The organism is Marisediminitalea oceani (assembly GCF_003731635.1).
In the GTDB taxonomy this organism is placed as follows: domain Bacteria; phylum Pseudomonadota; class Gammaproteobacteria; order Enterobacterales; family Alteromonadaceae; genus Alteromonas; species Alteromonas oceani.
Genome location: NZ_RCUA01000070.1, coordinates 46,739 through 58,056, shown reverse-complemented (window position 1 = coordinate 58,056; position 11,318 = coordinate 46,739). Strand labels below are relative to the sequence as shown.

Here is an 11,318-nt window from a genome sequence, read left to right as displayed (position 1 = left end):
TACATTATCGGCGCTATCAGACGATGCTTTAGGTTGGCGAATGTTTGTACAAATGCTAAACTTCAATCAGAGGAGAAAGGTATGATTAATTTTAATTCAAGCACAGAGAAGCCGCAGTCGTTACTGGAGCAAATCCAGCAACGGCAGGATAAACTGTCTGAGAAGCTCGCTTCCGGCAAGCAAATCAACAGTGCTGCCGACGGCGCTGCTGCACAGCAAATTATCGACCGCTTAACGTCTGAAGTTGAAGGCGGCCGTCAGGCCGTAAACAATGCTTACGATGGCATCTCACTCGCACAAGTTGCAGAGAGCGGGCTGGAAGGCATCAATAACGATGTGAATCGTATTCGCGAGTTAACGCTGCAATCAGGCAGCGGGATTCTCAACGATGCCGATCGTCAGGCGATTCAGTCTGAGATATCCCAGTTACAGCAAAATATTTCCCAGACCATTGAACAAACCGAGTTCGCGGGTAAGCCCCTGTTGTCTGACAGTGGTTCCATTGATTTTCAGGTAGGCAGTCAGGCGGGTCAGCAGATTAGTGTGGGCACCCGTGATATTGGCAGCGAGTTGTCAGACGTTCTGTCAGTAGACATAACTTCGCAGTCACTGGAAGATTCACTGGCCGCAGCAGACGCCGCTATTGAAACAGTAGGCGGTGTCCGAGGCGAGTTAGGCGCGGTACAGAATCAGTTTGCGTCCACTGCGCGTAATCTTACCGAAACCAATGTGAATCAGGCCGCGGCACGCAGTCGTATTCAGGATACGGATTATGCCCAGGCCAGCTCTCAGCAGGCCGCCAATGACGTGCAGAATCAGGCGGCACTGACGGTTCAGGCGCAGGCCAATCAGCAGCAGGGGCAGGTTCTGAGTTTGCTGAATAATTAAATCGAGCAATTTTAGAACAAAGGCAGGTTTCCCTGCCTTTTTTATTGCCAATAATCCGCTTTTTTCATTGCGATTCACATTGTTACCGCTACAATTGCCAAAGCGCTCTATACCAGATTGCATGCTCATCTGTGCAAATCGGTATTATCAATCCTTGGTTTCGGCCGCCAGGCTGTATTGCTGCCAAATCATCTAATGTTTACCAATCGGGAAGGTTGAAATGTTGATGAAAGTAAAAATTGTGTCCGATTTTTGACAGTCGCACACACAAAACCGTGGTTTGGTATAAACTAGTAAATATAACAATAGTGTTTGGGGACTGAATGAAGGATATATTGCTTGTTAGTGATAACAATGCATTAAAACAAAATCTGCACACGATCCTGACATTTTTAGGGGAGCCGTGTGTTTCACTTTCGCTGTCTGAAGCGCAATCGTTGCTCGAAAACAAATCACCCGTGGCGGTGATCATCGATGTAGAAACCGGCAACGATGCCCTGGCGTTAATCAAAAGTTATCCTCAGCATCCGTTCGTAGCAATCAATATGGTCGACCAGCCAGGCCTTAACGTTGGCAATTTGGTGGGGCATATTACGCTGCCGATTACTTACCCGGCACTGACGCAGGCGATTCACCGCTGTCAGGAATATATTCGCAGCCACCCGGTACGCAACGGCGCGGTCCCCACCAAAACCCGGTTATTCCGCAGCCTGGTGGGTAAAAGCGAACAAATTCAGGGTGTTCGTCGCCTGGTAGAACAGGTTGCCCCCACTGAAGCTACCGTGCTTATTTTGGGCGAGTCTGGAACCGGTAAAGAAGTTGTCGCGCGTAATGTGCATTTCCTGTCAGAACGTAAAGACGGCCCGTTTATCCCGGTAAACTGCGGCGCTATTCCCGGTGAGTTGCTGGAAAGTGAATTGTTTGGTCACGAAAAAGGCGCTTTTACCGGTGCTATCAGTGCCCGTAAAGGCCGTTTTGAGCTGGCCGAAGGCGGGACATTGTTTCTCGATGAAATCGGCGATATGCCGCTGCAGATGCAGGTGAAATTACTGCGCGTACTGCAGGAAAGAATGTTTGAAAGAGTCGGTGGTAACCGGCCCATACAGTGTGACGTGCGAATTATCGCCGCCACCCATCGCGATCTGGAAAAAATGATAGCCGATGATAAGTTCCGCGAAGATTTATATTACCGTTTGAATGTGTTTCCTATCGACAGTCCGGCTCTGCGTGAACGGCGTGAGGATATCCCGTTACTGTTGCAGGAGTTGATTAGCCGCATTCAGGGAGATGGTGTCGACCCGGTTAAATTTACCGAGCGCGCTATCAGTTCGCTGATGGAGCACCCCTGGTCGGGCAATGTCCGCGAGTTGTCTAATCTGGTGGAACGACTGATGATCCTCTATCCTGGTCAGATTGTCGATGTGCAGGATCTGCCGCAGAAATACCAGTATGGCGATATGGAGCGCTTCGAGCCGGATTACCCCGAAGAAGTGCTCGAGCGGGATGCCTTCAATGAACTTTTCGCCGAATCTGCCGGGTATGATGATGATACACCGGAGCCTGAACCGGCTATTAACGGATATTTACCGGATGAAGGGGTAAATCTTAAAGAATATCTTTCGGAGCTGGAAATTAATCTTATCCAGCAAGCGCTCGACCAGCAGGAGTGGGTTGTCGCCCGGGCTGCCGATAAGCTGGGAATGCGCCGAACCACCCTGGTGGAGAAGATGCGCAAGTACAATATTCAGCGTGACTAGCACGCCTGAGCAGAGTTGGAGCTAACTATTCGGTTAGCTCTATTTCTGTAGTTAAACGCCGATAACCTCCATTTGTCATTATATTGACAGCGAAAACTTCGCTATAAATAACTTATCTTATTGAAATTTAATAGCTAAATTTCTGGCACGACTAATGCAAAATCCTTAGCAGTCCAACAAGTGTCTGCAAATTGACGAGGAATGTATGGCATTAAATAGTCGTGTTGCCAATACCGTAGAAGAAGTATCGATAAAGCCGGTGAAAAGCCATCAGGCCGCGGCCGATTTATCGCTGGTACGCGAAACTGCTGAATCACAGCAGCAGGAACTCGACTCCTTACGACAACAAGCGTCCCGTCTTAACCACCTGTTACAGGTTATGCCCGCCGGGGTTATCGTGCTGGATGGCAAAGGGTATGTCAGGCAAGCCAATGAGCAGGCCTCTCTACTATTGGGCGAGCCGCTCGAGGGTGAACTGTGGCGAACCATTATTGCCCGCTCCTTTAAACCGCGCGCTGACGATGGTCACGAAGTGTCGTTGTTCGATGGGCGCCGGGTGAAACTGTCTATTACGCCACTGGTGAATGAGCCAGGGCAACTTATCGTACTTACTGACCTCACGGAAACCCGCCAGTTACAGGCGCGTCTGAGTCATCTGCAACGCTTGTCCTCACTGGGCAAAATGGTTGCCTCACTGGCCCATCAAATTCGTACGCCACTGTCGGCGGCAATGCTGTATGCGGCCACTCTGACCCGCAAGAATCTGCAGCCGGAATCCGGCGTTCAGTTTGCCCATAAACTGCAGGACAGACTCAAGGAGCTGGAGAGTCAGGTCAATGACATGTTGCTGTTTGCCAAAAGCGGAGAGCAACAGGTAGTTAATGATATCTCAGTACAAGAACTGTATGAGGCAATTGCGCCTACAGCGCAAACCATCACCCAGGGCCAGGATCAGATTGTGATCTTTAAAGGTCAGCATATTAATGCGTCGATCACCGGTAATCTTACCGCCTTGCAGGGCGCTTTACTTAACCTGATCCAGAATGCGAGCCAGATTAGTCCGAAGGGTAGCGACGTTACCGTGCAGTTCAGCGTACTTAACCGCTGGTTGTGTATCAACATCAGCGACCAGGGCCCTGGTATTTCTGACGCCCTGAAAGATAAAATTTTCGAACCCTTTTACACCACCAAAACGCACGGCACCGGCCTTGGTCTGGCCGTAGTGCAATCGGTGGTTAAAGCACATCAGGGCCGCATTAATGTGGAAAATCTGACCGATGAAGGCGCCTGTTTTTCCATTATGTTACCCCGGGCATTTACCAGTGACATGGTAATTGCTGACACTCAACCAGAGGAATAACCCATGCCAAAAACAACCGTACTGATCGTCGAGGATGATGCAGGCCTGCGCGAAGCGCTGGTAGATACGCTGTTACTGGCTGATTATCAGGTGGTCGCCGCCGATTCAGCAGAGCAGGCGATTATGCTGCTCAGTAAACAGTCGGTGGATATCGTGGTAAGTGATATTCAGATGGGCGAAATGAATGGCCTGGCGCTATTAAAAGCAATTAAGAGCAAAGATGCCAATTTGCCGGTACTGCTGATGACAGCTTACGCCACGGTGGATGACGCGGTAAGTGCTATGCGCGATGGCGCGACGGATTATTTGTCGAAGCCCTTTGCGCCCGAGGTGTTGCTGAATCTGGTTGGTCGTTATGCACCGGCGCAAAAAGTTGAGTCCCGACAACCCATTGTTGGCGATAGCAGCAGCCTGGAATTACTCCAACTGGCACGCAAGGTAGCTCGTTCAGAGGCAACCGTGATGGTGTTGGGACCAAGTGGTTCGGGTAAAGAAGTTTTATCCCGCTATATCCATGACAACTCCCAGCGCAGTCAGTCACCTTTTGTGGCGATTAACTGTGCGGCCATTCCAGAAAATATGCTGGAAGCCACCTTGTTTGGTTATGAAAAGGGGGCCTTTACCGGTGCCGTACAGGCTTGTCCGGGTAAGTTTGAGCAAGCTCAGGGCGGCACTTTACTGCTTGATGAAATCACCGAGATGGACCTGGCGCTACAAGCGAAGTTACTACGTGTGTTACAGGAAAAAGAAGTGGAGCGTCTCGGCGCACGCAAAACCATAGAACTGGACGTAAGGGTGATTGCTACAAGTAACCGCGATTTAAAAGAAGCCGTGGCCAGAGGTGAGTTTCGGGAAGATTTATATTACCGGTTAAATGTATTCCCAATTACCTGGTTGCCATTAGCGCAACGGACAGGGGATATTATTCCGCTCGCCGAACACCTGATTAATCGCCATGCGGCGCAGCAAGGGTTAGGGCAGTTTAAGCTGAGTGCGTCAGCCCGCAGCAAGCTGTTACAACACAGCTGGCCCGGCAATGTCCGTGAACTGGAAAATGTTTGCCAGCGGGCGCTTATCTTATGTGAATCAGAGCTGATTGACGCCAGCGATCTGATGATCGAACCCATGAGCGGGCAGTCTTTCGCGCCAGCCAGCGAAGCAGACTATGAAGAGGATGACAGCCGACTGGGTTCGGAGCTGCGTCATCAGGAGCACCAGATTATTCTGGATACCCTGGCGTCCTGCAAAGGAAAACGCAAGGACGTGGCTGAAAAGCTCGGTATCAGCCCGCGTACGCTGCGCTATAAACTGGCGCGCATGCGCGAGCAGGGTATCGAAGTACCGGCCTGATAATACATCTCCCCATCTACCTGCAGGGCGCTTATTCTGGCGCCCTGTTTGCTATTCTTCTCTTTTTGCTTCTAGCCCTGCGTTTAATTGCCGTCATAAAATTGGCATAAATACGTAAGCTTCTGATATTAAATAATAATAAAAGTTGGTCTGGTCCTTGCTGTAGATCCTGGTAAGTACAACTAAAGCCATAAATCCGGCACCACCGGACAGGCAATTAACACACACCAGGAGCCGTTATGGACGTTAAAGCCAACAGTTTGTATCAGGAAATGCAGGCTATGATCGCGCAGACTCGTCTGGACGTTAATCCACAGCAAAATCTTGATATCAATACGGAGTTAAATACTTCGAAAAGCGATTTTGCCGCGATGCTGGGCAATGCTGTTGAGAAGGTAAACAGTATGCAGCTCGAATCCAAAGAAATGACTCAACGTTTCGAAATGGGCGACAAATCCCTCAGCCTGGCAGAAGTAATGCTGGCCAAAGAGAAGTCGGGCATTGCGTTTGAAGCCACCGTGCAGGTGCGCAACAAAGTGCTTGAAGCGTACAAGCAAATCATGAACATGCCGGTGTAGTGGAGTAACTGACTGTGGCTGAAGCAACGGGAACAAATCTGGCCGTCTCTGACGGGGCGGATTCCGATAACGAGCAAAAATCCGGCTTTATGGACACCATTGGCAGTACCGATATGGTGCGCCAGATGACACTGGTTGTTGTGTTGGTAATCAGCGTGGCTATCGCCATCTTTGTGGTGTTGTTTATCCAGGAGCCGGATTTCCGTCCGCTGGCTAAAATGGACACCGAAGAGCTTATCGAAACCCTCGATTACCTTGATGCTAACCAGATTGAATATCAGCTGGAAGGCAACATCGTGCACGTCCGGGTCGACGAATATCAAAAAATAAAGCTGGGTATGAGCCGCGAAGGTCTGGCGCAGGCCGAACAGGCTGGCAGCGACATCATCATGCAGGATATGGGCTTTGGTGTATCGCAACGGGTGGAAATGGAACGCCTTAAACACGCCCGGGAAATGCAGGTGGCGGCCACGATTGAAGACATGGCCAGCATCAAGAAGGCCCGGGTACTACTGGCATTACCCAAAGAAAATGTATTCGCCCGTCGCGAGAAGAAAGCCAGTGCTACTGTGGTTATCACCGCAACCCGTGGCGCGGCGATCACCGGCGAAGAAGTAGACGCGGTAGTCGATATTGTTGCCTCAGCAGTGCAGGGCATGGAGCCTGAGCGAGTCACCGTCACCGACAGCAACGGCCGGTTACTTAACTCTGGTTCGCAAAACTCAGTGAGTGCCAGAGCGCGTAAAGAATATGAAATCGAGCGTCAGCGGGAGAGCGAGTACCAGGAAAAGATTGATGCCATTTTGATCCCAGTGCTGGGCATTGGTAACTATACCGCGCAGGTGGATGTCAGTATGGACTTTACCGCGGTGGAACAAACCCAGCGCCGGTATAACCCGGATTTACCCGCCGTACGCAGTGAAATGGTAGTAGAGGAAAATTCAGTAGGCTCAGTGGCTGCTGGTATTCCCGGCGCTATCAGCAACCAGCCACCGCTGGACTCGAATATCCCTGAAAACGCCATCGGCAATGGTCAGGTTGCGCCGGTCCCCGGCAGAACCACCAAAGAATCGACCCGCAACTATGAGCTGGACACCACCATTAGCCATACCAAGCAACAAACCGGCGTGATCCGCCGCCTGAGTGTGTCAGTGGCGGTGGACTATCAACAAAGCACGGCTGAAGACGGCACGGTGACCAGCGAAGCCCGCAGCCAGGAAGAGTTGCTGAGCATTCGCCGATTACTGCAGGGCGGCATTGGCTTCGATGTTACCCGTGGTGATAGCCTCGAAGTGGTCAGCATGCCGTTCAGCCGCATCGACGCTGGTGATATGGAAGAGTTACCACTTTGGGAACAACCTTTCTTTATGCCTATACTTAAGTGGGTAATGGGTGGACTGGTTGTTATCACGCTGATCTTTGCCGTCATCAGACCGATGTTGTCAAAACTGATTAACCCGGCAGATAGCCAGGGCAGCGATGAGTTCGATGCTGATGAAGGATTGGATCTGGGTGATGATACCATTAACATGCTATCCAGCGAGTTTGATGCCGGTCAGGTAGGTTTTGCACCGGATGGTTCGTTAATGTTGCCGGATCTGCATAAAGATGAAGATGTGTTAAAAGCGGTGCGTGCACTGGTGGCCAATGAACCTGAACTATCTGCCCAGGTAGTGAAGGGCTGGCTGTTGCAGGATGAGTAATTAAGGGGTCGTAAAATGGCAGAAGAACTGGCCACACAAGAAGAACAAACTTACGACGTAAGTAAGCTCGAAGGCGTTGAGAAAGCCGCGATCCTGCTACTGAGCCTGTCGGAAGAAGATGCTGCCCAGATCCTTAAACATCTGGAGCCAAAACAGGTACAAAAGCTCGGTGCGGCCATGGCCCGTATCGATGATATGACACAGGCAAAAATAACCTCTGTGCATAAACACTTTATTGAAGAAATTCAGAATTACTCAACCATTGGTTTCCAGAGTCAGGACTTTGTGAAACGCGCATTAACTGCCGCGTTGGGTGAAGACAAAGCCGCCAACCTGATTGATCAGATCCTGATGGGCTCCGGCGCCAAAGGTCTGGACTCCCTCAAGTGGATGGATTCCAAGCAGGTGGCAAGTATTATTCGCAACGAACACCCGCAGATCCAGACCATTGTATTGTCTTACCTGGAGCCGGAACAATCTGCCGAAATCTTGTCGCAGTTCCCGGAAAAAGTTCGACTGGACTTGTTGATGCGGGTAGCCAACCTCGAAGAAGTTCAGCCAGCCGCATTGCAGGAACTCAACGAGATCATGGAGAAACAGTTTGCCGGTCAGGCCGGTACTCAGGCAGCCAAAATGGGCGGCCTGAAGTCTGCTGCCGACATTATGAACTACCTGGATACCAATATCGAAGGTCAGTTGATGGATGCAATTCGCGAACAGGACGAAGAACTCAGTCAGCAAATACAGGATCTGATGTTTGTCTTCGACAACCTGGTGGATGTGGACGATCGTGGTATTCAGGCTATTCTGCGCGAGGTGCAACAAGACTCGCTGCTTAAAGCCATTAAAGGCGCAGATGAAGAACTCAAGAACAAGATCACCAACAATATGTCGAAACGTGCAGCAGAAATGCTCACTGACGATCTTGAGGCCATGGGGCCGGTGCGGATCAGCGAAGTGGAAACTGCACAGAAAGAAATTCTGTCGGTGGCCCGACGCCTGGCGGATGCCGGTGAAATTATGCTTGGCGGCGGTGGCGGCGAAGAGTTCCTCTAACAGGATAAGCTATGAAATCCTATAAATCATTCACGGTTGAAGAGCTCGAAGACGCCAAAGGCTGGGATTTGCCACATGTTGAGCAGCCGGAGGCTACGCAAGAGAGCAAAACCAACGCGCTGAATCGTCGCAGTGACTGGAAGTATGAACCGCCGGAAGAACAGGAAGAAATTAAACCGCCCACTGCCGAGGAAATAGAAGCCATTCGTCAGGCCGCTTATGAAGAAGGCTATAACGAAGGCAAACAAACCGGTTTTGAAGAAGGTAAAGCCGAGGGCCAGTCGCAGGGGCATGAAGAGGGCTTGGCCAGTGGTCAAGAGGCCGGGCTGGCTCAGGGACTGGAGCAGGGCCAGGCACAAATCAGCCAGCAAACCGAATTGTGGGAATCGCTGGTCACTCAGCTTCATGAGCCGTTAACCAAAGTGGATGAACAGGTTCGCAAAGAAGTGGTGAAACTGGCCGTCGCTCTGGCACGCTCGGTAGTTCGCACGGAAGTCAGAACCAATGAAGACATTATTCTGCAGGCACTGAGCGAAGGGCTTAAAGCGCTGCCGGTGGAAGAAAACCACTACAGTATTCATCTGCATCCTGAAGATATTCAGCTGGTACAGTCTCATTTTGGCGAAGAAACCATCAAAGAACGCGGCTGGACACTCATTGATACCCCAGGCATGGAACGCGGCGGTTGCGATATTGTTACCCAGCATAACGCTGTAGACCTTTCCATTGAACGGCGCAGTCGCAATGTGCTCGATAAATTCCTGTTAGAGCAGGGCTTATCTGATGACAGTTAGCCTGGTATCCCATCTGCAACAATTACAGAAACAGGTGCCGTCGCCACCCATTGTTGCCGCCGGTAAGCTTATCCGCGGCATTGGCCTCACGCTTGAGGCGGTAGGTTGTCAATTACCCGTCGGTAGCCAGTGTATGGTGCAAACCATCGACGGCGAAATCGAAGCAGAGGTGGTTGGCTTTGGCGATCACATTACCTACTTAATGCCTACCGAAGCGGTGCGCGGTATCGTACCCGGCTCACGAGTGTTACCGCTCAACCGGGACAGCGGGTTATCCGTGGGGTTAGGAATGCTTGGCAGAGTGGTGGACGGCAACGGCCTGCCGCTTGACGGGCTTGGCCCTATTGAGTCCACTGAACGGGTGCCGACCACCAAACCGCCAATTAATCCGCTGGCCCGGCGAACTATCGCCGAACCTATGGATGTGGGCGTACGTGCGATCAATGCTATCACTACCGTAGGGGTAGGACAGCGTATGGGGTTATTTGCCGGCAGTGGTGTGGGTAAAAGTGTGCTGCTCGGTATGATGACCCGCGGTGCCAAAGCCGATGTGGTGGTTGTTGGTCTGGTGGGTGAACGGGGTCGTGAGGTAAAAGAATTTATCCACGATATCCTCACTGAAGAAGAACGCCAGCGCGCGGTTGTCGTTGCAGCACCTGCCGATACTTCGCCACTGATGCGGTTAAAGGGCTGCGAAACTGCCGTTACCATTGCCGAATACTTTCGCGATCAGGGTATGAATGTCCTGTTACTTATCGATTCGTTAACCCGTTATGCCATGGCTCAGCGTGAAATTGCGCTGGCAGTAGGCGAGCCGCCGGCCACCAAAGGCTACCCGCCTTCGGTATTTGCCCGCCTGCCGGCACTGGTAGAGCGCGCCGGTAATGGCAGCGAAAATCAGGGCTCGATCACGGCTTTTTATACTGTCCTGACAGAAGGTGATGATTTGCAGGATCCGATTGCTGACTCCGCCCGTGCAATTCTTGACGGTCATATTGTACTGTCACGCTCGCTGGCGGAAAGCGGCCATTACCCCGCCATCGACATAGAGGCCTCTATCAGTCGGGTTATGCCGCAGGTTGTGAGTGAAGAACATCTGTTCCAGGCTCGTCGTATTCGCCAGGTTTATTCCACCTATCAGCAAAACCGCGATCTGATTACCCTTGGGGCTTATACACGAGGCACCGATGCCCGGGTTGATTTAGCCATTAATGCCGAACCCGCCATTAAAGCGTTACTGCAACAAGGCATGAAACAGGTGACCGCTTACGACGAAAGCCTGGAAGCCATGAGTAAGCTGGCTGGCGGCTTAGGTAAAGGCTAATAGCGATGGCCCGTAACGATGTTACCCGTTCTATTGAGCAGCTAGCCACCGTTTTACGGATGGAGCTGGAAAAAGAAAACAAAGCCTTAAATGCCTTTCGTCTGGCTCAGGATTATCATCAGCAACAGCGTACCAAACTCACCAGCCTGCAACAGTACCGCATGGATTATGTGCGGCAACTCCAGCAGGAGGGCAGTGGTGGCGTAAAAGCGCATCACTATCAACAGCGTTTGTCCTTTGTAGCCAAGCTGGATAAAGCCTGTGAGCAGCAGGGACACGTTATTGCCCAGTGTAAAATGGCGGCCGACCAGCGTCGCACCCAGTGGCTGGCCCAGCAGCGCCGTCGTCAGGCTGTTGAGAAGCTCATCGAAAAGAAAGACCAGAGCCTGCAGATTATCGACAACCGTATCGATCAACAGATGATGGATGAGCTGGCTACCCAGCGTCTGCTACGCCGCTCTATCTCCTGAACCCGCCATTGATAAAAGTGGCGCACTCTTTGCAAAAT

The 11,318-nt window shown here is 51.3% G+C and carries 10 protein-coding genes; all 10 read left to right on the top strand.

From position 1 onward, the window contains the following. Positions 1-81: 81 nt before the first annotated feature. The 10 genes from D9T21_RS17855 to fliJ all read left to right on the top strand — a co-directional run bounded on the left by D9T21_RS17855 (position 82) and on the right by fliJ (position 11,280). Positions 82-888 (top strand): flagellin, encoded by an 807-nt coding sequence (locus D9T21_RS17855; protein ID WP_123326565.1) that lies wholly within the window; start codon positions 82-84, stop codon positions 886-888. Positions 889-1,211: 323 nt separating this feature from the next. After that, positions 1,212-2,645: a sigma-54 dependent transcriptional regulator gene (locus tag D9T21_RS17850; protein WP_123326563.1), complete on the top strand. Its 1,434-nt coding sequence runs from the start codon at positions 1,212-1,214 to the stop codon at positions 2,643-2,645. A 205-nt stretch (positions 2,646-2,850) separates the two neighbouring features. Beyond that, complete coding sequence (locus D9T21_RS17845; protein WP_123326561.1) at positions 2,851-4,005, top strand: sensor histidine kinase; 1,155 nt, start codon at positions 2,851-2,853, stop codon at positions 4,003-4,005. 3 nt (positions 4,006-4,008) lie between these two features. Beyond that, positions 4,009-5,355 (top strand): sigma-54-dependent transcriptional regulator, encoded by a 1,347-nt coding sequence (locus D9T21_RS17840; RefSeq protein ID WP_123326559.1) that lies wholly within the window; start codon positions 4,009-4,011, stop codon positions 5,353-5,355. A 239-nt stretch (positions 5,356-5,594) separates the two neighbouring features. Further along, the gene (gene fliE, locus D9T21_RS17835; RefSeq protein ID WP_123326558.1) at positions 5,595-5,933 is read left to right on the top strand and encodes a flagellar hook-basal body complex protein FliE; all 339 of its coding nucleotides are present in this window, start codon (positions 5,595-5,597) and stop codon (positions 5,931-5,933) included. A 14-nt stretch (positions 5,934-5,947) separates the two neighbouring features. Beyond that, a complete protein-coding gene (gene fliF, locus D9T21_RS17830; RefSeq protein WP_123326556.1) occupies positions 5,948-7,636 on the top strand; it encodes a flagellar basal-body MS-ring/collar protein FliF in 1,689 nt (562 codons plus the stop codon). A gap of 15 nt (positions 7,637-7,651) precedes the next feature. Continuing rightward, a complete protein-coding gene (fliG, locus tag D9T21_RS17825) occupies positions 7,652-8,692 on the top strand; it encodes a flagellar motor switch protein FliG (protein ID WP_123326554.1) in 1,041 nt (346 codons plus the stop codon). Between the two features lie 11 nt (positions 8,693-8,703). Continuing rightward, positions 8,704-9,486, top strand: a complete 783-nt coding sequence (fliH, locus tag D9T21_RS17820) for a flagellar assembly protein FliH (RefSeq protein WP_123326552.1) — start codon at positions 8,704-8,706, stop codon at positions 9,484-9,486. Continuing rightward, positions 9,476-10,810 carry a flagellar protein export ATPase FliI gene (gene fliI / locus D9T21_RS17815; RefSeq protein ID WP_123326550.1) on the top strand — a complete coding sequence of 445 codons (1,335 nt, stop codon included), beginning with the start codon at positions 9,476-9,478 and terminating at the stop codon, positions 10,808-10,810. The genes fliH and fliI overlap by 11 nt, the downstream gene beginning before the upstream one ends. 5 nt (positions 10,811-10,815) lie before the next feature. Next, positions 10,816-11,280, top strand: a complete 465-nt coding sequence (fliJ, locus tag D9T21_RS17810; protein ID WP_123326548.1) for a flagellar export protein FliJ — start codon at positions 10,816-10,818, stop codon at positions 11,278-11,280. Positions 11,281-11,318 lie beyond the last annotated feature (38 nt).

Excerpts from the sequence above, each read along its gene's own strand:
- D9T21_RS17855 (WP_123326565.1), top strand. The coding sequence starts at position 82 with ATGATTAATTTTAATTCAAGCACAGAGAAGCCGCAGTCGTTACTGGAG.
- D9T21_RS17850 (WP_123326563.1), top strand. The coding sequence starts at position 1,212 with ATGAAGGATATATTGCTTGTTAGTGATAACAATGCATTAAAACAAAAT.
- D9T21_RS17845 (WP_123326561.1), top strand. The coding sequence starts at position 2,851 with ATGGCATTAAATAGTCGTGTTGCCAATACCGTAGAAGAAGTATCGATA.
- D9T21_RS17840 (WP_123326559.1), top strand. The coding sequence starts at position 4,009 with ATGCCAAAAACAACCGTACTGATCGTCGAGGATGATGCAGGCCTGCGC.
- fliE (WP_123326558.1), top strand. The coding sequence starts at position 5,595 with ATGGACGTTAAAGCCAACAGTTTGTATCAGGAAATGCAGGCTATGATC.
- fliG (WP_123326554.1), top strand. The coding sequence starts at position 7,652 with ATGGCAGAAGAACTGGCCACACAAGAAGAACAAACTTACGACGTAAGT.
- fliH (WP_123326552.1), top strand. The coding sequence starts at position 8,704 with ATGAAATCCTATAAATCATTCACGGTTGAAGAGCTCGAAGACGCCAAA.
- fliI (WP_123326550.1), top strand. The coding sequence starts at position 9,476 with ATGACAGTTAGCCTGGTATCCCATCTGCAACAATTACAGAAACAGGTG.
- fliJ (WP_123326548.1), top strand. The coding sequence starts at position 10,816 with ATGGCCCGTAACGATGTTACCCGTTCTATTGAGCAGCTAGCCACCGTT.